General features: G+C 71.4%; 20 protein-coding genes and 7 pseudogenes. 9 read left to right on the top strand and 18 right to left on the bottom strand.

The window, feature by feature from the left end; genetic code table 11:
* Positions 1–15 precede the first annotated feature (15 nt).
* The 3 genes from AB0G56_RS25795 to AB0G56_RS25785 are packed head-to-tail and all read right to left on the bottom strand — an operon-like array spanning position 16 to position 2,784.
* Positions 16–813, bottom strand: a complete 798-nt coding sequence (locus AB0G56_RS25795) for an ABC transporter permease (RefSeq protein WP_360973187.1) — start codon at positions 811–813, stop codon at positions 16–18.
* Complete coding sequence (locus AB0G56_RS25790) at positions 800–1,747, bottom strand: ABC transporter ATP-binding protein (RefSeq protein WP_360973185.1); 948 nt, start codon at positions 1,745–1,747, stop codon at positions 800–802. Before AB0G56_RS25790 ends, AB0G56_RS25795 begins: the two co-directional genes overlap by 14 nt.
* Positions 1,748–1,758: 11 nt before the next feature.
* Positions 1,759–2,784, bottom strand: a complete 1,026-nt coding sequence (locus AB0G56_RS25785; protein WP_360973183.1) for a hypothetical protein — start codon at positions 2,782–2,784, stop codon at positions 1,759–1,761.
* A gap of 82 nt (positions 2,785–2,866) precedes the next feature.
* Here AB0G56_RS25785 and AB0G56_RS25780 point away from each other — a divergent pair, with 82 nt between their 5' ends.
* A complete protein-coding gene (locus tag AB0G56_RS25780) occupies positions 2,867–3,178 on the top strand; it encodes a helix-turn-helix transcriptional regulator (RefSeq protein WP_360973181.1) in 312 nt (103 codons plus the stop codon).
* The gene (locus AB0G56_RS25775; RefSeq protein WP_360973179.1) at positions 3,175–3,939 is read left to right on the top strand and encodes a hypothetical protein; all 765 of its coding nucleotides are present in this window, start codon (positions 3,175–3,177) and stop codon (positions 3,937–3,939) included. Before AB0G56_RS25780 ends, AB0G56_RS25775 begins: the two co-directional genes overlap by 4 nt.
* Positions 3,940–4,354: 415 nt before the next feature.
* Here AB0G56_RS25775 and AB0G56_RS25770 read toward each other — a convergent pair.
* Positions 4,355–4,783 (bottom strand): annotated as a pseudogene (locus tag AB0G56_RS25770) (DUF664 domain-containing protein); the annotation flags it as partial.
* Here AB0G56_RS25770 and AB0G56_RS25765 point away from each other — a divergent pair.
* Positions 4,675–4,899, top strand: a pseudogene (locus AB0G56_RS25765) (hypothetical protein); the annotation flags it as partial. The pseudogenes AB0G56_RS25770 and AB0G56_RS25765 overlap by 109 nt on opposite strands.
* A 167-nt stretch (positions 4,900–5,066) precedes the next feature.
* Here the strand turns inward: AB0G56_RS25765 and AB0G56_RS25760 are convergent.
* The 3 genes from AB0G56_RS25760 to AB0G56_RS25750 form a co-directional block, all read right to left on the bottom strand.
* The gene (locus AB0G56_RS25760; RefSeq protein ID WP_360973177.1) at positions 5,067–5,768 is read right to left on the bottom strand and encodes an alpha/beta hydrolase; all 702 of its coding nucleotides are present in this window, start codon (positions 5,766–5,768) and stop codon (positions 5,067–5,069) included.
* On the bottom strand, positions 5,765–6,307 hold the full coding sequence (locus AB0G56_RS25755) for an RNA polymerase sigma factor (protein WP_360973175.1): 543 nt from the start codon (positions 6,305–6,307) through the stop codon (positions 5,765–5,767). The genes AB0G56_RS25760 and AB0G56_RS25755 overlap by 4 nt, the downstream gene beginning before the upstream one ends.
* A 291-nt stretch (positions 6,308–6,598) precedes the next feature.
* Positions 6,599–7,633, bottom strand: coding sequence for a LuxR C-terminal-related transcriptional regulator (locus tag AB0G56_RS25750; protein ID WP_360973173.1), 1,035 nt, complete (start codon positions 7,631–7,633; stop codon positions 6,599–6,601).
* A gap of 100 nt (positions 7,634–7,733) precedes the next feature.
* Here AB0G56_RS25750 and AB0G56_RS25745 point away from each other — a divergent pair, with 100 nt between their 5' ends.
* Together AB0G56_RS25745 and AB0G56_RS25740 are read left to right on the top strand one after the other, a co-directional pair.
* Positions 7,734–8,141 (top strand): hypothetical protein, encoded by a 408-nt coding sequence (locus tag AB0G56_RS25745; protein ID WP_360973171.1) that lies wholly within the window; start codon positions 7,734–7,736, stop codon positions 8,139–8,141.
* 370 nt (positions 8,142–8,511) lie between these two features.
* Complete coding sequence (locus tag AB0G56_RS25740; protein ID WP_360973169.1) at positions 8,512–9,213, top strand: TMEM175 family protein; 702 nt, start codon at positions 8,512–8,514, stop codon at positions 9,211–9,213.
* A gap of 581 nt (positions 9,214–9,794) precedes the next feature.
* Here the strand turns inward: AB0G56_RS25740 and AB0G56_RS25735 are convergent.
* Both AB0G56_RS25735 and AB0G56_RS25730 read right to left on the bottom strand, forming a co-directional pair.
* A pseudogene (locus AB0G56_RS25735) lies at positions 9,795–10,313 on the bottom strand (ABC transporter permease); the annotation flags it as partial.
* Positions 10,314–10,326: 13 nt separating this feature from the next.
* A pseudogene (locus AB0G56_RS25730) lies at positions 10,327–10,422 on the bottom strand (ABC transporter ATP-binding protein); the annotation flags it as partial.
* Positions 10,423–10,714: 292 nt separating this feature from the next.
* Between AB0G56_RS25730 and AB0G56_RS25725 the strand changes: the two are divergent.
* The 3 genes from AB0G56_RS25725 to AB0G56_RS25715 are packed head-to-tail and all read left to right on the top strand — an operon-like array spanning position 10,715 to position 12,958.
* On the top strand, positions 10,715–11,152 hold the full coding sequence (locus AB0G56_RS25725) for a hypothetical protein (protein WP_360973167.1): 438 nt from the start codon (positions 10,715–10,717) through the stop codon (positions 11,150–11,152).
* Positions 11,153–11,190: 38 nt separating this feature from the next.
* Positions 11,191–12,291 (top strand): histidine kinase, encoded by a 1,101-nt coding sequence (locus AB0G56_RS25720; protein WP_360973165.1) that lies wholly within the window; start codon positions 11,191–11,193, stop codon positions 12,289–12,291.
* A gap of 46 nt (positions 12,292–12,337) precedes the next feature.
* A complete protein-coding gene (locus tag AB0G56_RS25715) occupies positions 12,338–12,958 on the top strand; it encodes a response regulator transcription factor (RefSeq protein ID WP_360973163.1) in 621 nt (206 codons plus the stop codon).
* Between the two features lie 287 nt (positions 12,959–13,245).
* Here the strand turns inward: AB0G56_RS25715 and AB0G56_RS25710 are convergent, their stop codons facing one another.
* The 9 genes and pseudogenes from AB0G56_RS25710 to AB0G56_RS25670 all read right to left on the bottom strand — a co-directional run.
* On the bottom strand, positions 13,246–13,677 hold the full coding sequence (locus AB0G56_RS25710) for a DUF4267 domain-containing protein (RefSeq protein ID WP_360973161.1): 432 nt from the start codon (positions 13,675–13,677) through the stop codon (positions 13,246–13,248).
* A 251-nt stretch (positions 13,678–13,928) separates the two neighbouring features.
* A pseudogene (locus AB0G56_RS25705) lies at positions 13,929–14,138 on the bottom strand (DUF1772 domain-containing protein); the annotation flags it as partial.
* 121 nt (positions 14,139–14,259) lie between these two features.
* Positions 14,260–14,610, bottom strand: coding sequence for an antibiotic biosynthesis monooxygenase family protein (locus AB0G56_RS25700; RefSeq protein ID WP_360973159.1), 351 nt, complete (start codon positions 14,608–14,610; stop codon positions 14,260–14,262).
* 659 nt (positions 14,611–15,269) lie between these two features.
* Complete coding sequence (locus tag AB0G56_RS25695; RefSeq protein WP_360973157.1) at positions 15,270–16,322, bottom strand: acetylhydrolase; 1,053 nt, start codon at positions 16,320–16,322, stop codon at positions 15,270–15,272.
* 297 nt (positions 16,323–16,619) lie between these two features.
* Complete coding sequence (locus AB0G56_RS25690) at positions 16,620–18,872, bottom strand: FtsX-like permease family protein (protein WP_360973155.1); 2,253 nt, start codon at positions 18,870–18,872, stop codon at positions 16,620–16,622.
* Positions 18,869–19,555, bottom strand: coding sequence for an ABC transporter ATP-binding protein (locus tag AB0G56_RS25685; RefSeq protein ID WP_360973153.1), 687 nt, complete (start codon positions 19,553–19,555; stop codon positions 18,869–18,871). Before AB0G56_RS25685 ends, AB0G56_RS25690 begins: the two co-directional genes overlap by 4 nt.
* On the bottom strand, positions 19,552–20,076 hold the full coding sequence (locus AB0G56_RS25680) for a PadR family transcriptional regulator (protein WP_360973151.1): 525 nt from the start codon (positions 20,074–20,076) through the stop codon (positions 19,552–19,554). The genes AB0G56_RS25685 and AB0G56_RS25680 overlap by 4 nt, the downstream gene beginning before the upstream one ends.
* An 89-nt stretch (positions 20,077–20,165) precedes the next feature.
* Positions 20,166–21,110, bottom strand: coding sequence for a DUF6233 domain-containing protein (locus tag AB0G56_RS25675; RefSeq protein ID WP_360973149.1), 945 nt, complete (start codon positions 21,108–21,110; stop codon positions 20,166–20,168).
* A 253-nt stretch (positions 21,111–21,363) separates the two neighbouring features.
* A pseudogene (locus tag AB0G56_RS25670) lies at positions 21,364–21,702 on the bottom strand (alcohol dehydrogenase catalytic domain-containing protein); the annotation flags it as partial.
* A 152-nt stretch (positions 21,703–21,854) separates the two neighbouring features.
* On the opposite strand from AB0G56_RS25670, the pseudogene AB0G56_RS25665 reads away from it, so the two are divergent.
* Positions 21,855–22,540: pseudogene (locus AB0G56_RS25665) on the top strand (TetR/AcrR family transcriptional regulator).
* The last annotated feature ends 19 nt before the right edge of the window (positions 22,541–22,559 follow it).

The following is a 22,559-nucleotide window of genomic DNA, read 5'->3' as shown; positions in this document are numbered from 1 at the left end:
CGGGCGGAGCGGGTGTCATGCCGCGGGGTCGCGTCGCAAGAGCACGAGGACGGCGGAGCATATGGCCACGACGATGGTGGCGACCTGGACCGCGATGCCGGTGCCGAGGTGGGCGGTCCCGGAGGGGTCGAACAGGTGGGTCCAGTCCTGCCAGTAGTGCACGGGCAGGACAACCTGCGCGGTGTGCAGGGCATGCGCGCCGTTGAACAGGCTGGCAGCGATCACGAAGGCCACGGCGGCGCCGAGGGCTTCGACGCCGCGGGGCAGCAGGAGTCCCAGGGCGAAGGTGATCGTCGCGATGCTCAGCATGCACAGCAGGCAGTAGCCGGTCGCCGACAGGACGCGGGTGGCCGTCTCGCCGCCGGTGAGATTCGGAGCGCCGACGATGTGGAACGGGTGCCGGCCGAAGACGGCGACGCCGGCGAGCAGGCCGGCCGCCAGAACACACAGGGTCGCGATCGCGGTCACCACAACCAGAGTTCCGAGCTTCGCCGCCAGCAGGCGTGCTCGGCTCACGGGCGCGACGTACAGGTAGCGCAGGGTTCCCCACTCCCGGTCGGACGAGGCGATCGCGGCGGCCGGCAGAGCCACCATGATCGGGAGGAGCAGCGGTTCGACGAACGCCATGCTCGCCATGGCGTGGTTGAGCGCGGAGTAGGGGGATGCGCCGAACAGGCCCGTCTGGCGGCCGTTGCGATGCCCGGCGTCCGAGGCGTACGAAAGGCCGGACAGTACGGGGACGGCGGCCAGACAGGCGAGCACGAGGAGCGTGCGGATCCGCAGTAGTTGGGTGGACAGTTCAACGCGCAGCATGCTCGCCGGCTCCTTCGGTCATGGTCAGGAACGCTTCTTCCAGGGACTTGCTCTCCTGCTGCACGGACGTGACGCCGATGCCCTCCGTGACCAGCGCGCGGACCAGGTCGCGGGAGTGCACGCCGGGCGCGGTGACGACGATCGCGTCCCGCTGTGTCGTTGCCGTCGCGACGCCTGGCAGTGCGCGCAGCACGGCGGCCCCCTGCTCGGTGTCGTCCACCTGGAGTCGATAGGTGCCGGCGGCGCCGAGCAGTTCGTCCATCGGTCCTGCGGCGATCAGCCGGCCGTGGTTCATCACGACGACGTGGGTCGCCAACTGCTGCACCTCGGCGAGCTGGTGGCTGGAGACGAGTACGGCGGCCCCTCCCCGGGCCATCTCTCCCAGGTACTCGCGCAGGGCCCGGACCTCGCCGGGGTCCAGTCCGTTGGCCGGCTCGTCCAGGATCAGCACATCCGGTTTCCGCATCAGGGCCTGGGCCAGCATCAGCCGCTGCTTCATTCCCATCGAATAGCCCTTGACCTTGCGGTCGAGCGCCTCGCCGAGACCGGCGAGGTCCAGGGCGTCGTCCAGAGCGGGGGGCGGCCATGCCTGTCGTGTCGCCGACCACAGGAGCCGCAGGTTGGCCCGGCCGGTGAGGTGTGGCACGAACGCCGGGCCGTCGATGAGAACGCCGACTGCGCGCAGCACCTCCGCGCCCAGACCGACCGGCTCGCCCAGGAGGCGCGCGGTGCCGGTGTCCGGGGACGAGAGGCCGACCAGCATGCGCATCGTTGAGGTCTTGCCCGCCCCGTTCGGGCCCAGCAGCGCGCAGATCTGACCGGCTTCCACGGTGAAGCTGAGCCTGCTGACGGCCTGCCTGCGTCCGTACCGTTTGGACAGCTCGCGGGCGCGGATCACCGGGTTTGCCTGTTCATGGGATGCGGACGGTCGCATCGTCACGCCTTTCACCGGTGCATGCCTGGGCGTCGGAGGTGGGTGGCGGCCGCGCCGAAGCGGCGGCGCGGGCCGGAGGAGCCGTGCGGGAAACAGGCGAGCAGGAGAGCGGCTGTGACCAGGGACGTGGCCAGACCCGCGCCGAGTGTGAGGACGGCCAGGGCCGGTACGGACGTCAGCGATCCCGTCCCGAACAGCGGCCACAGTGCGTCACGGAACGCCGTGGCCACACTGATCGCGACGCATCCGGCGACGGCCGCTGCCTCGGCGATACGGCGGGGCCGGGTGCGCGGCGGGCGGGCGATGAATCCCGCGACCGCGTTGCTGATCACGCAGAAAGCGAGATTGGAGGTCGCTGCGACGATCAGAAACCAGGCCATGAGCAGCGGATCCGTCCAGCGTTCGCCGATGGCCTGCGCGCCGGTGAGGGCCGCCGCGGCCAGCGAGCTCAGCGTGAGGAACACCGTCATCGCGCGACGGCGCACCCAGACCACCGCGTCCGGACCGAACCAGCGCCGCAGGACGGGAATTTGCCGGCAGAGGAAGACGGCGTCGCCGAGCCAGTCGTTCCGCGGGCCGCCCGCCGAACGGCGCCGGCGGCGACATCGCCGGAGCGAGACCGCTGCCACCATGGTGAGTACGGAGTTGACGACCAGCCCGCCGATCAGCACCGATGCCCATGGCCCCGAGGACGAGGCAGGCGTCCTGATGAAGACCGCGGCCCACTCGGACACCACCGTGAGCCCGACCAGCGTGACCATCGCCCCCGCCGCACGCACCGTCTGCCGCACCCGGTCCGAACCCCCCGGCGCCCGCCACGCGAGCAGCCGCAACGTGATCACCAAGGCGAGCATCGGCACCGCGAACTGAGCCGAGGACACCACCACGTCGTACGGGTCGTCCTGCCACGGGCTGGCCGCCCTGACCGCGTTGTCCTGGGTCGCGAGCACCGTCAACGCCTCGAACACACCGGCAGCGCCGAGGCTCGTCCAGACCACCGCCGAGTAGGCCCGCCCGTTCTCCTTCACGTGTTCCATGGCTCGCTATAGTACGCACCTCGTACTACGTGACAAGTAGTATCGCGGCTCGTATCATGAGGAACCGGAGGCAAGGAGACCCATGCACAGCAACGACGCCCAGATGCTCGTGCTCACCGTCCTCGCGGACGGCCCGCTGCACGGATACGCCATCAACACCGCGATCGAAGAACTCACCGGCCGCAAACTCGGCCCCGGCAGCCTCTACGGAGCACTGTCCCGGCTGGAGGCGCGCGAGCTGATCCAGCCTGCGGACCAGGCGTCGGAAGCCCAAGAACGCCACCGCACCATGCAGATCACCGAAGCGGGCCGCGACCAACTGCGCACCGAACTCCAGCAGATGGCCCGCATCTCCGCCGTCGGCCTGCGCGCACTCGGGATCACCCCGGCATGAACGCGGCCACGCTCCTGACCCGGCTCTACCCGCCGCCCGTGCGCGACCGCTGGGGCGACGACATCAGCCACGAGGTGTCCGCATCGGGAATCCGCTCCTGGCCCGACACCCTCGCGGGCGCCGCGCGGCTGTGGCTGCACCCCGGCGACTGGCCCGAGACGTTCGCCGGCCAGACCCGCCGCGTGCTGACCGTCGCCCTGTTCGCGCTCACCGCGGCCACCGGGCTGCTGCTGCGCTCGGCCGAGCCCTCCACCACCCTCACGGCCGACATCCGTCATCCCGCGACGAGCCTGTGGCTGGCCCCGCTCCTGCTGGGCATCGTCCTCGCCGCACCGCTTCCACCGCTGAGCGGCGCAGCGCTCCGCGACCTGGCGGCCGACGCTCTCCGCACCCTGGCAGCCCCGACCGCCGCGGTCGTCGCCCTGTGCCTGACGGCCTGGAGCGGCATCGCCGAACACCTCACCGGCTTCGCCGACACCGCCGCGGTGGCCTACTACTGGCTCACGCTCGGATTCGTCGCACTCCGCCTGTGTGTCCTCGTCGCCCGCATCTCCAGGACCGCGACCCTGCCGACCACGCGCCGGCTGTCCGCCGCTCTTTGGCACATCGGGACAGCACTGGCCCTCGCCGCGAGCCAGAACCTCCTCGCCGTCGTGCGGACCGCTCTTCGCCCGGGCTCCCTCACCGAGACTCTGGCGCTGGGCCTCCTGGCCATCACGGCCATCAGCATCGGCCACGATCTACGGCAGAAGAGGGCGTAGACCCCAGCCACTGGAGTGCGACCAGCGCTCCACGAACGCCGAGTGCCAAGTGCCGGTACCGCTGAAGCGTTCCCGACCCTTGCCCCAGGATTTGCCGTGGCCGTCGCGCCCCCGAGAGTCGTGGTCGTCGTGCCGACCTGCAACCAGCGGGACGACCTGCCGGTCCTGGCCGGCCTGCCCGCGGACCTGCCGGTGCCGACCCGCCGCCCCAGAAGTCACCCATCCTCGGGGTACCGGGCCGCCTTCTTCATGCCGGCTTCCACCTCGGTGCGCGAGTGCCCCGCCTCGGCATGCCCGGTGACTGCGGCCAGCGGGCGGCCCGTTGCGGCTGAGCAGATTTCATGTCCCCAAGTGAGCTGTCGCACCGCGTCCTGCGACCCCAGCTCGGTGCCCACGCCAAACCGCGGGTTCGAGGTCACGCGTCTCGGCCGGCTTCCTGAGCTGCACGCTCCAGCCGGCTTCGGTGGTTCTTCCACCACGCCGAGTCGCCCGGCGGCATGCTGTCGTTGTTCTTGTTCATCCCGACGGCACCGTCTGTGAACTCCCGGAGGATATCGGCGTGACCGGCGTGCCGGTGCGTATCAGCGATCACTCGCACCACGGCATGATGCAACGACACCTTGTCCCTGCCGTTGGGCCACCACGGCACCCTGCCAGTCGTGTCCAGCGCCAGCGCGTCGATTGTCGCGTCCGCGTGCACCCACGCCCGGCGGTAGAGCTCCACGATGTACTCGCGTGACTCCTCGACGGTGGCCCACATATCCGCGTTGGACTCCGCACCGTCGTCGAGCCAGGGCAGCGGCTCACCGGACGGTCGCCCGAAGGTGTCGCCGAGGCAGCCCAGTCGTGGGGATCGATCCCTCCCCGCCCGTGCTGGCTCAGGCGCGGTGCGCCAACGCTCACCCGGCAGTTCGGTGTCTGGCGGGCACGGCCGAAGCCGATCCCACCGGTTGCGCCCGGTTCGACCTGGCACTGCTGTCCCGGGTCGGCCACCACCTGACCGGACCGGGGCGGCTCATGAGCTGTCCCGGTCCGGGCGTCTTGGCGGGGCGACGGTTGTCGGGACGATGTTCCCGGAACGGCTGGACGCCTCGCCCGGTGAGCGGGGTGGCGGTGAGCGCAGTGGCTCAGGGCCGGGCGAGCAGGGTCAGTAGGGCTATGGTGTCCGACTCGTGGGAAGCGAAGGCGCCGTGGTCGCTGTGCCAGGTGACCGTGTGGGTGGCGCGCTGCGTGAAGCGGCGTTGCAGCTCCGGGTGGATGACCCGGTCGTCGGTGCAGCGGACGTAGGTGCTGGGCCGTGAGTGCCAGGCCGCGGTCGCTGCCGCCTGGTGGCCGGCCGCCATGACCTGTGGGACCAGCTCGGTGACGTGACGCAATCGCCGGTCCGCGTCGAGCCGGCCGTGGAACAGCGCCCCTGCCTGGGCCGGATCGATCGTGGTGGTGCCGGTGATGTCACCGATCATGCACGCGCCCAAGTCGCTCGGCGGTGCCTGGGCGAGCAGCCCGAAGCTGGTCTCGCCGACATCGGGCATCATCGCGGCCAGGTACACGAGATGCGCCACCTTCCGCGGCGGCAGACCACTGATGACGGCGCCGCCGTAGGAGTGGCCGCAGGCGACGACGGGACCGGACTCGGCGATGTCGTCCAGTGCGGCTTCGGCCGCGGCGACGTCCCCCGCCAGTGATCCTCGGTGCAACTCGGCGACGGCCACGGGCACGCCCCGCGCGCGCAGCCCGGCGGCGACGCCGTTCCACGCTCTGCCGCTGTGCCAGGCGCCGTGCACGAGGAGCACGCCTCGGGGCCTGGCCGGGAAGGTGTTCGTGCTCACTCCGGCTCACCCAGCCCCTCACGCACGGCACGGCGGGCGCGGTGCAACCGGGACTTCATCGCCGGCGTACTCAGTCCGAGCGCCGAGGCGACGGTCTTCCCCGGCAGTCCCTGGATGTCCCGCATGATGAGGACGCGGCGCTGATCGTCCGGCAGAGAGGCGATCACTTCGACCAGCCGCTCGATCTCCAGCCGGCCCAGCACGTCGTCCTCGGCCGAGGACACGGCCGTCTCGACGGCCGTTTCCGAGCGGTGCGCGAGGCGCCGCGCGCGCCGCGAGCACTCGCTGTGCACGATCCGGAACATCCATGACGCGAGCGCGGCGGTGGCCCGCAGTGTCCCGATCCGGCGGAACAGGACGATCATCGCCTCCTGTGCCGCGTCCTCGGCGTCCTGACTGCTGGCACACAGCGAGAACGCGAACCGCCGGACATGTGGGTACACGCCGGAGATCAGCACCCCGATCGACGACTCGTCGCCGCGCTGCGCGGCGCTGACGAGCTGGTCACCCGGCCAGGAGCTCCTGGTGAACTGGGCCATGGTCCTCCCACCTTCCTCGACTCTTCGGCCGTACGGCCGCTTACCCATGCGTTCATAAGAGTCGGCGGCCGGTGCGAAGGATTCAGACGAGTCGGGTTCAGCAGCCGTGTCACTGGCCGGAGGCGAAGTCCGGACAGAGGCCCGGGGCGATCCGATCGAAACGACCCGGCGCTCCAGCTGGCGATCGGGAACCGGTGCAGGCCCGGAACTGAGGGGTGCCGGCCGGGCCGTTCGTGGTCCCGGGCGTGCCGACGCGTCGTCGTGGCGAGCGGAGCTGTGGACAGGGTTCGCTCACAGGTCCAGGATGGTCGCCACCAGTTCGCGGCGGCTGCGGACACCGGTCTTCGCGAAGACGCTCTTCAGGTGGTCCTGCACGGTGGCTGCGGTGATCTGGAGTTCCATGGCGATGGCCCGCGAGGGCAGGCCTGCGACGACCCGCGCCAGGACGTCCCGCTCGCGCGGCGTGAGCCCGTACGCGAGCAGCAGCACCTCGGCCACCTCGGCGGCCGGGGCCGGATGCATCGTCACGGCGAGGGGTGCCGGGTACGGGCCACCGCTCAGCGGCGAGGCGTGGACCGAGAGCCACCGGCCCGACCGGCCACGGATCCGCCCGTAGGCGGGCAGCGCCGCGCCTCTCCCTCGCGCGGCGACCTCCATGACCGCGATGGGCAGCTCTGCCCCGGACGAGGCCAGTTCGTCCCGCCAGAGTTTCGCGGCCGGATTCTCCGAGAGCAGCCGCAAGTCCTGATCGAGCAGGAGCACACCCGCCTCGGCCGGGCCGGGAGCGGCGTCGGCAGGTGCCCGGTGGACAGCCCGGCGCAGGGCCGCGGCCACAGGGGCGGACAGCCGCCGCAGAACGTCGACGTCGGCCGGGGTGAAGTCGGGCCGATCCCCGCCGCGGAACAGGGCGATGGCGCCCCAGCACCGGCGGTCCACCACGAAGCTCGCCCGCAGCTCGTGCCGCGCGTCGATCATCGGGAGCACCGCCCGGTACCGGTGGCTGGATTCCGGGTCACCGCCAGTGGCCGCAGCGAGCGTGCCTGCGGACACCTCGGAACGGGCGAGCGCCGCGAACTTCAGTACGTCGTCCACCAGGTACTCGTTGTGCGCGGCGGCCGCGGCCGCGGCCGGTGTGAGCCCGGCACTCACGTCGTCGGTGATCAGCAGCGTTGTGGGGTCGAGCGTGCCGAAACAGTAGGAGTCGGCCGGGACGAGCCGCGTCAGCCGCTCGGCGATCCGGCGTCGCAGCTCCCGGGAGCCGAGGGCGAGACGGCAGATCGCCTCGATGTCACGCACGGTCTCGCGCTGGGCCACCGGGGAACTCACCGAGCGAACGATATCCCAGAAGTGTGGGATGGCCGGCGGCTGCCCCGATGTCTACCTTCGAACCGGAAATCGCAAGGCAAGGCACAGGAGGTGTCGCGGCATGTCCCCGTCCATGCTCACCGTCGGACTTGATCCCGCGCTGGTGGACGACGCGCCCTCGTCACGGGCGGCGTTCCCCGAGATCGACGCCGAAGTGGTCCGGGCCGGCGTGGCCGCCGGGCGGGCCCGGTTGGAGGAGCTGGGCTTCACCGTCGACGTCTGTCTGCTCGACTACGGCCGCACGGCCGAGGCGGTCTACCGCGCCGCGCTGTCCGGTAAGGACTACGACATCGTGGTGATCGGCGCCGGCGTCCGGCTGGACCCGGCGCTGACCCCGCTCTTCGAGGTCTTGGTCGACACCACCCGCGAACTGGCACCCGGTGCGAAGCTCTGTTTCAACGTGAGCCCGTCGACCACCGCCGAGGCAGTCCAGCGGTGGTGGCCCGAACGCGGGCCACTGGTCTGGTAATCCAGCCGGACTTATCCATCAGTGCTGGTCAACGGCTTGCGTGTGGAGAGTGCAGCGGGCTGGGCGAAGACCGGGGCGGCCGTTGTCGGGCGGAACCACGAACGTGTGGCCGCGCTGCTCGCGGTGGCAACGCGTCGGGCAGTCCCTTCCACAGGAGGAGGACGTCCGGCGCCTCCTCCATGGCGCCGCGCTCCGGCCCCCGCGCCGCGACAAGACGGCCCTGTGCGCAGGGGACCAGCGCCTGCGGACCCGTCAACTTCCCGCTGCCGCCATGGGCAGCGTCCGCGCCGGTCGATGGAACGTCCACGACCGGCAGAGTCCGGTAGCGACGGCAGGCGCGGCGGACCGAACAAAGGAGAGGTGCGAACGCATGGGTGCCAGCGGCATCGTCGACGAGACCGGGACGGGAGGGGCCGATCCGGCAGAGCCGTCGGTTCCCGCGTCGGACAGGATCGAGGGGGGTGTCTCGGGGGAGCGCCTGGTGCTGTTCACCGACGCGGTGACCGCGATCTCCATCACCCTGCTGATCCTGCCGTTGGTGGACCTCGTCCCAGAAGCCGCGTCCGCCCACGAGGGCGCCAGCGAGGTGATCACCGGTCACCTCGACCAGGTCTGGAGCTTCCTGCTCAGCTTCGCGGTCGTCGCGAACATCTGGCGGGAGCACCACCGGTCCTTCTCATCGGTCACGAAGCTCACCCGCTCCCTGACGGTATGGAACATGGGGTGGCTGCTCTCCGTCATCGTACTTCCTCTACCGACGGAGATGATCGGCACCTTCGGCCGCGACCGATTCGTGGGGGCGTTCTACTACTCGACCCTCCTGGCCGGCATGGTCTGCCGGTTCGCCATGCTGAGGACCCTGAAAACCACCCCCGCACTCCTCGAGGAGGACGGCCCGGCGGCCCGCCAGAGGACCGAGGACCTGTACACCGAGAGCTACCTCAACGTCCTCGCCCTGATCACCGCCTTCGCCATCGCGCTCGCCGTACCCGTCCTGCAGTACTACAGCCTGCTGCTGCTCGCCGTCCTGCCGAGGCTGGCACGTCTCCGGCGCCGGCGCACCGCCCGCTGACCACTGGAACGGAAGGCCCAGGAGTGTCGAGGTCGGCGCCCAGATCGATGAGGAACTCGTCCGTCTCCATGCCCCGGGCCAGGGTCAGCGAGATGCCGCCGAGCATGCCGGGCACGGCCGATGAAGGAGTGTGGTGGTGTGCGCCTGTCCACGCGAGGCCGTCACGCATGCCGGTCAGCCTGTCGGCCGGTCCTGGCGGCGGTCTTGGTGGTGGCAGCCGGCCAGGCCGGCACCGTCTGCGGGGGCCGTCCTGGCCGGCCAGAACGTCCTCGGGCGCTCGGCCGGCCCTTCCCGCAACAGCCGGTTCGCGGCGCCGGCGGCCTGCCCTTCGCCTGTTCATCGAGATCCGCGACTGAAACGGGGAAACCGTCCCGATCGCCGCGAAGTCCGACAAGTACGCCCGGTTCTGCCAGCGGCAGGAGAGGGACACCAAGAGGGACGCCGACAACGTCGAGAAGCCGGTGTGGCGCACCCGCCGGTCCGCGCCCCCGTCCGAGGAGTACGCGCGGGTCCATCCGCCGGTCCTGCTCTTCTTCGCGCTGGGGCACCGCGGCATCAGGCAGGCCGGCGCCGGTCAGAGGTCACTCGCGTACGCCCGCCAGCTCCACCGCCCTACGGCGCAGGGAGAGGCCGGCCGGAACGACCGCCGAGATCACGGCGAGCACCACGCAGGCACCCAGGGCCACCGCGAGCGTCGCCCACGGGAGCTCGATGGACGTCCACACCGAGAGCAGGCCCGACGCGCCCCACATGCCCACCAGTTCGAGCCCGGCGACCAGCGCTCCCAGCAGTCCGCCGACCACGACCACCAGCACTGCCTCGGCGCCCACCAGCCGCAGCACCTGCCACCTGGTGGCGCCGGCCAGCCGTAGCACCGCCAGCTCGCGGACCCGGTCGGAGGTCGCCATGACCATCGTGTTGGCCAGCGAGATCCCGGTGTAGAGGAGAGCGATCCCGAGGACCGGGAAGAAGCCCATCCGGGTCGTCCGGTCGTCCCCGGGGTACGTTGCCCGCACCCAGCCGTTCCTGGTGAGGACCTTCCCGCCCGACGCCCGCACGGCCTGACGCAGACCGGCGGCCACGGTGCCCGTGTCGGCACCGTTCCCGAGGCGTACGCCGACCCAGGGTCAGCTTGGTCTCGCTCGTCGTCGTCAACTCCGTGTCGCCCACGGTGACCGAGCCCGAGGTGGGCCGGTCCAGGCCCGCGGCGTGGGTGAGTTGCTCCAGCGGATCGCGGCGGCGACGCAGCAACTGGCGCACCACTTCGACCACCGAGTTGTTCCAGCGGGTGGAGGGTGAGTGTGGGCCACGGGCAAGCAAGCAGTGCCCCTCGGCCGGTTCCTGCGGACAGTGCTGCACCAGCGAGCCGGCTGGGGGCGTGCTCTTCGACGCCGAGCCGGGGTGCCGGGAGCGGCCGTTCGCGAGCCCTGACAAATGTCATGGGAGGGTCGTGGGTCAGCTCACTGCCGCAGGAGGGGCTCGCGGGCCGACCCTCGAAGGTATGACCTCACCTGCGGCAGTACCCGAGCCGACATCCGCATCCGACCCGGCGCCGACCGGACGGGCCCTGCGCCCGGTCAAGCGCCTCGTCGGCTGTTACCTCGCCCTCAGCGTCGCGACCCTCGTCGCCGTCTTCCTGCTCCGCGACCACGCCGACGTCGTCGACGACGCGGTGTGGACCCGCACCGTCATCGTCGCCGGGAGTGCGGCCCTCACCTACACCTTCGCCGTCGGCGCCGCGCGCGGCTCGCGCCGCGCCTTCCTTCGGCTGCGCATCGTCACGGCCGTGATGACGGTGGCCGTCGCCGTCATCGTGGCGCTGCCCGGCCTCTTCCCCGTCTGGCTCCGCATCGAGCAGAGCGTGTGCGGACTGCTCCTGCTCGGCGTCGTCCTCGTGGTCAACGGCCGTGAGATGCGTGCCCTGTTCCGGTCCCGATGAGCGCACCGCAGCTCAGGAGCGGTGTTACCGTGCCCGCCATGCAGATGCCAGGAACCCAGGCGGTGAGCCGTGATCCGCAGCGCTGGTCACGGGGGTGGCGGCGGACGCTGCTCGCCACCGGCATGCTGGCCTACCCCGCCGTCACCGCGGTCGGGGTCACCCAGTACAGCACGGGTGGCGCCCGGATCGCCGGGTTCGCCGTCGTGGCCGCGTTCTGCCTCTGCTACGTCCTGGGGACGCTCGCCGCCGGCCGGGGAGCGCCGCGCCACCCGGTCCTGCCGTTCGCCGTGCTGACCGTGCTGTTCGTCGCCACGCTACCGTTCGCCCACGAGTACGCGTTCTTCCTGTGCACGGTGATCGTCGCCTTCGCCGCGCTGCGCCGCCGCCGATACGCCGCCCTCCTGATCGGCACCGGGGCGGTGGCCGCCGTCGTCGTCCCCTGGGCAGTGCGGCCCTGGCACAGCGGCCCCGGCTGGCTGGAGGCAGTCGCCCTCGTCTTCACCGCGCTGACCGTGTCCGCGTTCGGCGAGATCGCCCAGTCGAACCAGGCGCTCGTCGAAGCCCGCGCCGAGGTCGCCCGGCTCGCCCAGCAGACAGAGCGAGACCGGATCGCCCGGGACCTGCACGACCTCCTCGGCCACTCCCTCACGGTCATCACCGTCAAGAGCGGCCTCGCCCGCAAGCTCGCCGTCGCCGGGTCGGAGCGCGCCGTCGACGAGATCACCGAGGTCGAGCAGTTGTCCCGGCAGACCCTCGCCGACGTGCGGGCCGCGGTCTCCGGGTACCGCGAGGTGACCCTCGCCGGTGAACTCGCCCGCGGGCGCGAGCTGTTGCGCGCCGCAGGCGTGGAGGCACGGCTGCCGCTGACGACGGACCCCGTCGGGGCCGAACGGCAGGAGCTGTTCGGGTGGGTCGTGCGGGAGGGACTGACGAACGTGGTGCGGCACGCGCGGGCCACACGGTGCGAGGTGACCTTGACCGCGTCGGCCGTGGAGATCCGGGACGACGGCGCGGGCGGCGGCACCGGGGGAGCGGGGCACGGACTCGTCGGGCTGCGGGAGCGGGTGGCGGAGGCCGGCGGCGTCTTGGAAGCCGGGCCGGTCGCACCGCGCGGCTGGCGGTTACGGGTGGCGCTGTGAGGGGCGGACGCCGGGCACCGGGAACGAGACAGGGAGAGACGACGCGATGACGGCCCACCGCACCATCCGGCTGCTGCTCGCCGACGACCAGGACCTGATCCGCAGCGCGCTGTCCGCCCTGCTCGACCTGGAGGACGACTTCGAGGTCGTCGCCTCCGTCGACCGCGGCGACAAGGTCGTCGACGCCGCGCTCGCCCACGACCCGGACGTCGCCCTGCTCGACATCGAGATGCCCGGACTCGACGGGCTCGCCGCCGCGGCCCAGCTCGCCACACGGGTGCCGCGGTGCCGCGTCGTCGTCCTCACCACCTTCGGCAGGGCCGGCTATCTGCGGCGCGCCATGACCGCCGGTGCCGTCGGCTTCGTGGTGAAGGACGCGCCGCCCGAGGCGCTCGCCGACGCCGTCCGCCGCGTGATGCGCGGAGAGCGCGTCGTCGACCCGGAGCTCGCGGCCGCCACCCTCGCCGCGGGCGAGTCACCGCTGACCCCACGCGAGCGGGACGTGCTGCTGGCCGCCCGGGCGAGCGGTTCCGTGGCCGACATCGCCGGCGCCCTCCACCTCTCCGAGGGCACGGTCCGCAACTATCTGTCGTCCGCCATCGCGAAGACCGGCACGCGCAACCGGATGGAGGCGGTGCGGGTGGCCGACGAACGCGGCTGGCTGTGACCGCTGTAACCCCGGAAACCCACGACCGGGACTCCACCCTGTCCGCGCCCGCCAACTCGAACGCGCAGCACGGCATGTCCGAGTCGCCTGTGGTCGCAGGTGATCCGGTCCACCGACGACGGCTGCCCGAAGCGCCGGAAAACCGGTGGAGTCGGCGGAGTATGTGTCCTCTTCAGGGCCGGTGACCCGGCAGCGCCGGTCTCAGGACCAGGCGATCTCGCCATGGCGGTCGATGAAGCGTCCGGTGTGGGCACCGGGCCCCTCGGTGGCGAGGGCGACGTGACGGCCTACCGGTAGGCGGGCTGCGGGACGGGCGCTGCCGGAACGGCCGCGACCTTGCGGGTCTCGCGCATGAGCAGCAGGCCGTTGACCACCATCAGTGTCGCGGTCAGGCCGTGGACGCCGAGCGCGGTGACCACGGAGCCGTGGTGGACCAGCACGGTGGCCATGTCGCCGTACGCGGCAAGAGCCTCCACCAGCAGCGCCCAGCCCAGCGCCCGGCGATGGCCCGTCACCAGCAGGATGCCCAGGACCAGGGCCAGGACGACGTCGCGGATTCCCTTGATGATCAGGAAGCCGTCGCCGTCGCCGGCCGGCCAGCTCGGCAGACCGAAGCCCGGCGCCGTCGTCTCCGGGCTCAGGATGAACTCTCCTCCGAACCAGAGGATGAAGAGGATGAAGGCGGCGGCCAGGACGGTGTTTATCTTCTTCAGCGACATGGTTCTTCTCCTTGCGAGTCTTCGTCGGCTTGGTGGGCTTCGTGGAGCTTGCTGACTCGTGGGGGCCCGATCAGGCCGCGCGGACGCGGGTGACCGAGGGGGCGCAGTTCGCCGGGATCGCGGTTGTGGGATATGGACATCGGCCGCATTCCCGGATGCCCGGGTGCCGGGATTTCGGTGGCTCGTTGCCACCTGAGGAGTGGGAATTGTGCGTCGCCTGCGCGGCGTCGGCCCGCGGGGTCAGGCGAGGGGGCGTCCAGCTGGGCGAAGGCCGCGATGATGAGGGCGACACGGACGCAGTGGAGCCGGCCCCAGCGGTTCATCTGCTGCTCCCCCTCGGCGGGCCCGTTGTCAGGGGTCGTCGTCTTGCGCCGGTTGTCGATCGAGGCGAGCAGCGGGGGGAGGGGGATCCCCCTGATCACGCTGAGGATCAGCAGCGCGCCTGGGGTGAGAACGAGGCCGGGACGAGCTGGCCGCTGAAGCGCCCGCGGCATCGGCGGCCCGGCTCGGTGCACGGTGGACGACTGCCCGGATGAGGTGGGGGGCTTTTCCGGTTGCCCTCTACTGGCTACAGCTGCCGTCTCATACGTCGATCTGCTCGAAGATGTGCGGGTACGACACGATGTCGTCGGGGAACTCGGCCGCCATGCGCTGGAACTCCGGGCTGCCGAACGCCGTGGCGAGCGCCTCGGTCGACTCCCAGACCGCGATGTTCATCAGGAGTTGGCTGTCCGCCGTTCCCTTGTGCATCTGCAGGGAGACGAAGCCCGGCTGAGCCTTCATGAAATCCGCCTGCCTCCGAAAGAGGATCAGGAATTCCTCGGTCCTCACCTTCGGGACGAAGAAGGTGTTGGCCAGGACGATGGGCCCGGTCTCCGCCATGAACTGCGCGAACATCGGCGTGTTCGCGTCCAGGCTCTGCAGCTTGGCCATCTTGGGTACTTCCTCTCACTGTCGGTTGCCCCACGGCACCGAGGCCGGGCACCGGCATACTCGATCCGGCAACGCGCACGACGCTCGCCTGTCCGTAGGGGTACTGCCATCTGGGTACCGTTCCATCGTCCCGGCGTGAGCGGGCCGTGAAGTCAGCCGCAGTTCCCGTTCCGATGGGCGACTTCGGTCGGACCACGCGCAACCGTGTCAGTCCTGCGGATGACACCGGACCCTGAGGACGCGGGCTCGCGGCCGTCTTGGAGGAACCGCCGCGCGCCATCCCGCCGCCTCACAAGCCGTCAGCACTCTCTTGGAGTTGCTCGCAATCCGTCCGAACCCAACGATGCCCAATGCCCTCTCCCGCCTCCGGCTGATGCACCCCGATATCACCGTCGTGTGAGCCGATCGGGTTTACGCGGGCAAGCTCTTTGCCTGGCCCAAGAAGGCCGCGGGCCGGCTGCTGGGCGGACGGGTATGGGACGTTTTCCCGCGTCCTCGCGCCGAGGCTGGTGCTGTCGGCGCCTGGCCAGGGGCAGCTGCTGCAAGGGTTTCCGGATGGTGTTCTGCTCGGCGGGGACAACAAGCGGCTCTCGCAGCAGCTCTTCGCCACCGGGGCGCGCGGACCGCGGCGCGGGACGTGAGCGCCGCGGTCCACCGCTTCATGGAAGGAACTTCACCTCTGGGAAGGCCGTGCTCGGGCCGTCGAGGAGATGCCCTCGGCGATGCCGCAGATGCAGGTCGAAGAAGGCGAGTGGGTAGGCCTGTTGGATCCGTACCGACCGGGCCGGATCGAGGGTGCCGATCATGTCCTGGATCTGCTGGTCGGTCATGCCGAGGATCTTGCCTGCCTGCGGGATCAGCGTCGCGTTGTCGCCGTAGGAATTGTGGATGGCCCCGGCGGCCTGGATGTCGAGCCGCCAGTCGCGCAGGTGCGTCCAGAACTCGGCGACGTCCGGCATGGCGGCCCGGGTGAACACGGCGGTCATCATCATGAACGGCCGGTCCAGGTCGGCGGTGATGGTCGGCTGCATCGGGCCGTCGATGCTGAGCCCGGCTCTGACGCGCCGGTCGGCGAGCATGGTGAGCGCGGTGGCGGTGCCGCCCTTCGACCAGCCGAATGCGCCGATGCACCGCGGGTCGAGGGCGCCGGGCAAGCCGGGAGGCAGTGGCTTGCCGTCGATGTCGGGGTTGCGGCCGGCGGCGAGCCCCTCCACGCAGTCGAGGAGGAACCGAAGGTCCGCGGCGAAGTCCCTCGGGAACATCGGGACGTCGCCCGGGGTGAGTACCCGGCCGTCGGGGAACTCGGTGAACGTGTCGTAGGTGTGGTCGACGGTGACCACGGCGTAGCCGTGGCTGGCGAGTTCCTGGACCATGATGGTGTGGTCACCGCGGTGGCTGCCCGAGCCGTGCGCGTACACGATGACGGGCAGGCGGTGGCCCGTACGGTGCACGGGAGCGCCCACGTGCCCGGCGGTGAGCGGGCCGAGGGCGGGGTCGAGGGGGAAGCCGGCGTCCGTCAGGAACGCCCGCAACGCGCCCTCGGTCATCCAGGGGGCACGCGGCCGGTCCTCCGCCCCGCGGGCGGGGTACCAGAGGCTGGCCATCAACTCGCGGTGTCGCCCCGGGCCGGCCACGGGATCCGGACGTGCGGTGTCGACGAGGTGGAGCGGCACGGTGCCGACGGGATGCGGTCCGGTAGGCGGAGGCAGCATGAGCTGCGCCGGGCTGGAGGCTGCCGGAGCCGCCCACGCGGGGGATGCGACGCCGAGCGGCACGGCAGTTGCGATTCCGGCGGTCAGCGCTGCCCCGAGCATGCGACGGCGCGTCATCGGATTTCGGCTGTCGGACGCCGTGACGGTCATGAATCCTCCGGGTCTGGGTTTCTTGGTCGGAACCGGGCTCGCAGCCCGTGGTGCCGGTGTGTGGCGGCATCGTCAGGGCCTCGCGTCCGGTCCAGCCCCGGACGCCGATGGCAACGATGACCGGGACCGTCGCGGGCAGTTGGTGTGTCAGCCGTTGCGGGCGGCCTCTGGGCCGGTGATGCGTTTGAGCAGGGGGAGAGTCGAGGCGATGATGCCCAGCGAGGCGACGAGGCCGACAACGACGAGCGCGTAGTACGCCACGCCCGGCGACACCAGGTCGTAGTGCATCTGCGATTTCAGGAACAGGGCCGAGGCGGCGAAGGCCGTGCCGATCGAGATCGCGGACACTGCCAGCAGCGGCAGTGTGCTCTCCAGGCCGATCACCCGCTGCAGCAACCGCAGCGGCGCGCCGGTGAGCCGCAGCAAAGCGAACGGGCGCCGGCGATCCGACAGGCCCGCGACCACGCTCACCGCCAGGCTGCAGCCTGCGATCGGCAGGGTGGTCAGCAGCACCACGTCGGCCAGTTGCCGCCAACCGGCCAGCTCTTGCTGCAAGTCGGTGCCCCAGTCGTCAACCGTGCGGGCCTGCTGGTGCGGGTAGGCGGTGGCGAGCAGGGTCCGTACGCGTTCCATGGCGGCTGTCGACCCGTCGGTGGCCACGTAGACCAGTTGTACGGGCAGCTTGGCGACGGCTGCGGTGCTGATCGCGGCGGCGGGCCACGGCAAGCCCGGGTGTGACTGCAGACTGGCGAACGCGTAGAAGTCGACGGCCGTGACGCTCGCGCCGGCCGGGCAGCGGCCCACCATGGGAGTCTCGGCCAGGTCGGAGCAGGTCACCAGTGCCGGCGCGTCCGGGCGGGGATCACCTGGGTGGACTGTCCGGTTCACCACCTTGCCGACGCCGCCGGGGTTGGCGTGGACGACCGCCGCGCCCCGCACGCCCGGGATCGCGCGCACCTCGGTGAGCAGCCGTGTCGGGATGGCCCCGGCCAGCGGCGCCTGGCCGTCGCTGCCGGCCTCCACCACCGTCCGGGTCTGCCGGTCGCCGTCCAGTGTGCCGCGGTAGTCGTTGATGGTGCCGATGATGCTGACTGTCGCGGTGGTCACGAACAGGGCCAGGATGAGCCCGCTGACCGCGCGGAAGCCGGCCTTCGGGTCGTCGGCGAGCCGCCGCACCGCGATCAGGGCGGCCGGCCGTCGGGTGCGCCGGGCGCCGGCCCGGGCGACGATCATGGTCAGCCACGGCCCGGCGATCACCAGGCCCAGCATCACCACCAGGAAGCCCGGGAGGTAGGCCGCCGTCTGGCCGTTCCCGGTCGCCGGGCGGTGGCCGGCGAAGACGAAGTACGCCAGTTCGGCCAGGCCCGCAAGCAGCGGGATCAGCCGCCAGGCGCGCGGCGGGCGCGGGGGCACCCGGCGGGTCACACCGAGCGGGGAGATGGTGACCCGGCGCAGTGCGAGGCGCGCCGTGATCGCCGCTGCCACCGGCACGCCGACGACGACGCCGAGGGCCTGCGGGGCGCTGAGCGTCAGATCCGAAAGGAAGAACCGCTGCTGCCCGGTGAGCGGAATGGTCGCGACCAGCGGGCGCAGCGCGGCGTAGAGCCCGAAGCCGGCCACCGTCCCGGCGGCCGTCGCCAGCGCGGACTCCACCGCCGAGATCACCGACACCTGCCGGGGAGTGGCGCCGACCAGCCGCATCGCCGCGTACCGCTGTTCGCGCGTGGCGGCGGACAGACGGGTCGCGGTGGCGATGAAGATCAACACCGGGAAGATCAATGCCCCGGCCACCACGGAGGAGATGAGCGTCAGCGCGTCGCCGCGCACCGCCTTGTCCCAGCACGCGTTGGCGCAGGCGGATGGCCGGGTACTGGCGATGGTGGTGACCGCCCTCGCCCCCGGTGCGCCCTTGATCTGGGCCGGGGCACGGCCGATGACGGCGACCAGCGAGTCCGGGGAGGCCAGCGCGGCGTCGCCGATCGTGCCGGTGAGCCGCCCAGGGAAGCGGTCGCCCAGCTGGTCGTCCGGGGTGTCGCGGATCAGCTTCGCCAGCGCGGGCGAGGCGTAGTACTCACCCGGCGCCGGCAGGTGCGTCAGGCCGGGCGGGACGGGCGAGGTCGGGCCGGTCGCGGCGACGTCGACCTCGGTGAGGGACTTGCCGTCGTAGTAGTCGCCGTGCGGCCGCCACCACAACGGGTCCGCGGACGCCTGCTCGGTACGGCTCGCGGCGCCGGTGTCGAGCCACACCTGCCGCTGGTTCGTCCGCTCGACGGCGTTCATGCTGGCGAACGTCGACAGCAGCAGCCCGACGCCGATGGCGACCGCGGCGGCGATCATGGCCAGCCGGGCGAGCGCCTCCCGGCCGCCGCTGACCGCGAGGCGGAGCGCGAAGGCGATCACGAGGCGATCCGTCCGGTCGTGAGCACGCTGGCCTTGCCGTCGCGGACGATGGCCTCCCGGTCGGCATGCGCGGCGACCCGGGGCTCGTGGGTCACCAGGACGATGGTGGTGCCCTCCTCGTGGGCCGCGTCCACCATCAGGTCCATCACCTGCTCGCCGGTCAGCGAGTCCAGCGCCCCGGTCGGCTCGTCGGCGAACAGCACCTTGGGCCGGGCCACCAGACCGCGGGCCAGCGCCACCCGCTGTGCCTGACCCCCCGACAACTCCCCGGAGCGGCGGCGCTCCAGGCCGTCCAGGCCCAGCCGGGCGAACCAGGGCCGGGCCTCGGCGAGCGCGGCCGCCCGGCGCATGCCGGAGAACAGCAGCGGCAGGGCGACGTTCTCCTCGGCGGTCAACTCGGGGACGAGCTGGCCGAACTGGAAGACGAAACCGAAGGTGTCGCGGCGCAGGGCGCTGCGCTCCGCCTCGTTCAGGGTGTCGATGCGGTGTCCGTCGAAGTGCACCTCGCCCGAGTCGGGGGTGAGGATGCCGGCCAGGCAGTGCAGCAGGGTGGACTTGCCCGAGCCGCTCGGGCCCATCACGGCGAAGACCTCGCCGGCCTCGATGGTCAGGCTGGCGCCGCGCAGAGCGGGAGTCTCACCGAAGGAGAGGGTGAGGTCGCGGGCCTCGATCAGGGCGGTCATGGGCGCACCGCCGCTGCCAGCGTATCCATCCGGGCCGTGGTCAGCTCGATCCATCGCAGGTCGGCCTCCAGGTGGAACAGGCCGTGGTCGGCGAGCAGGGCGTCGATGATCGGACCGGTGCGGCGCAGCTTCGTCAGCTCGTGCATCCGCTGCAGGTGGGCGGCCCGCTGGGTGTCGAGGTACTGGTGGGCGTCGCGGCCGAGCATCAGGGCCAGCACGACCTTGGTGAACAGCACGGTCTGCAGATTGGGCTCGGGGGCCACCGGCTCGGTGAGCCAGGTTTCGAACTCCGTCGCCCCCGCCTCGGTGATCACATAGCGCTTGCGCTCGGGGCCGACCCCGGGCTCCGCCTCGCCGGCGATGACCTTCCCGTCCCGCGCCAGCCGGCCGAGGGTCGTGTAGACCTGCCCGTACGGCAGCGGCTTGCCGCGGTTGAAGAAGGCGTCGTAGTCGCGCTTTAGGTCGTAGCCATGACTCGGCTCCCGCTCCAACAGCCCCAACAGGGTGAGAGGAACACTCATGGGAGGACCATACACCGGAGATATACTCTGAGTGTATATCTGCTGAGAGTGCGTTCACTCCTGGAACCTCGTATCCGGTTGCCGGCCTGTCACCGGCGGCCGGCGTGTCGCCCTGAGTCGACTGTCAGGGACGCTGGTTCACAGCTTTGACCGGCTCCCGTTCGACGGCTCGCGCGGCGGCGAGTGGCGGCTTCGTGCGGCGCCGGCGGCGCGGATGAGTTCGGCGGTCTGGACGGTGGCGGTGGTGACGCGCTGACGCGCAGGACCAGTGCGGTCAGGAGCCGGCGGGCGAGGTCGATTTCGGCGTCGGCCGGTCCGGGGTGGGTGACGGCGAGGGTGAAGGAGCGCTGGGTCTGAGAGGTGGCGCGTGCACCGGCGACGGCGTGGTCTTCGGCTTCGGTGCGGGCGGTGGCGTAGGCGTCGGCGGCGCGGTGCATGTCGCCGTGGGGCCACCAGCGGTCTCCTTCGACGCGGTGGCGGCGGCCGGCCCGGCGGAGGGTGGCGGCGGTGGCGAGTGCGGTGGGGAAGTCGCCGGCGAGGCGGGCGAGGTGGGCCAGTCCACGGCGGGCGGCGGGGGCGAGGCTGGCGCGGCGGTCGGCGCGCGGCGGGGCGAGACGGCCGCCGCGGTCGGCGACGTGTGGGCGGATGCTGACAGCGAGGTCTGACAGCGAGGTCTGACAGTGCCCGTCTCGCATGCGCACGTCCGATCGACTTGTCGTACGGCTGTCCGATGCCGGCTTCTTCAACTCGAGGATGCCGAGGTGCCGGTCAGGGCGACAGCGGGTGCACGCGGGCAGCCCTGAGGTGAGCATCCGGCGGGCTTCGTCGCGGGCAATGGGGCGCCGGCCTTCGACGGCGGCGTAGCAGTCGCCGACGTGGACCCGGGTGGGCGGGTTCCCCGCGCCGAAGCCGAGTTCGACGATCCAGTCCGGGACGGGCGGGCGTCGCCGACCACCGTGTTCCTGCTCGGCTTCCCGCTGCCGTGCGACGGCGATCTTGTCGTCGATCCGCTGCGGCCACACGGCGTCCCACACCGGAGCAGCCGCCCCCGGCCCGGTCGCGAGCTTTCCCCCGCCACCGGTCGGTGCAGGTCATGGCAGTCCGGGTCGGTACAGCCGTGGTGGCGAGCGCCGGCGCGCGGTCCGGCCCAGGTCGCGCCGGCGAAGGCCGCCGTAGCCGTGGCCGCCTTGCTGCGGGCCGCTGGTTGCGGGCCGAAGCGTCCGCCGTGTCAGGGCACGGTTCGAGGGAACAGCCGGAGGCGTCGGCACCATCACCGCGCAACAAGTGCGGTTTGGGCGCCCATGCTTCCAGCACGGCGTACTGGGCCGCGGCGCCCCCGTGATCCACGAAGGGGACGAGGCCGAAGACCGCATCTCCCACAGCGGTGCCGCTCACCCCCTCGCCCACCTCGTCGACGACTCCCGCGGCATCCATGCCGGGCATGTGGGGGAAGTCCACGGTGGCGATGTCCCGCAGCATCCCTGAGCGCAGGTACCAGTCAGCAGGGGTGACGCCGGTGGCGCGCACCGCGATGCGGACCTGGCCTGGTCCGGCGTGCGGCTCTTCGACCTCCTCGACGCCGAGGACCTCGGAACCGCCGTAGCGGTGGTACTGCACAGCAAACACGGACAATCTCCATGCACATGGCACGTCGTTCAGCGGGAGAACTCACAGCCGCTCACCTCTGCGGCAGAGAGGTGACCGCGAGGCACCGCGGCACCAGGTCACGCTAAACCGCTAAACGGTCGATCCCTTCCGTTTGTGATCAAGTGGGAGACATGCCTGGCCAACTGTCTCGGAACCCGTCGCCCTCCGCCTCCGAACCGCCCGCCCGGGGGCAGAGAGCCGACGCCCGGCACAACCGCGCCCGGCTCCTGCAGGCCGCCCGCGAGGCGTACGCACTCCACGGCACCGACGTATCTTCCAGCGCAATCGCCCGCAGAGCGGGCGTGGGTGCAGCCAGCCACCCTCTACCGGCACTTCCCGACACGCGGCGCTGATCGCCGCTGCGTTCTCCGAACAACTCGGCCAGTGCATCGCAGCCCTCCACGAGGCCCTTCAGGACGACGATCCCTGGCGCGGACTCCGTAACGTCCTCACCGAGGTGTGCGTGATGCAGGCCCAGGACCGCGGGTTCAGCGCCGCGTTCCTCTCCCGGTTTCCCGACGCGCCCGACGCCCGTCGTGAGCGTGCCCGCGCCGAGGCATGCCTCGCCCAGCTGGTACAGCGCGCGAAGGACACCGGACAGCTACGCGAGGACTTCGACCCCAGCGACGTCACCCTTCTGCTCCTGGCCAACAACAGCGTCCTGCGCGAGCCCCCGGCGGCCTCCATGGCCGCATCCCGCCGCCTGCTCGCCTACTTCCTCCAGTCCTGCCTCCCGACGACCGACGGCACACCCCTGCCCAAGCCCGCGCCACTTCGCCTTGACGACCTCTACAAGCCACCGCATCGAACGGGCTGACCGCCAGGCGTCCGCCAGG

It is taken from the genome of Streptomyces sp. NPDC021356, from assembly GCF_040641015.1.
Taxonomy (GTDB): Bacteria; Actinomycetota; Actinomycetes; order Streptomycetales; family Streptomycetaceae; genus Streptomyces.
The sequence above is the reverse complement of the archived record's forward strand: the minus strand, read 5'-3'. Positions and strand labels throughout refer to the sequence as shown.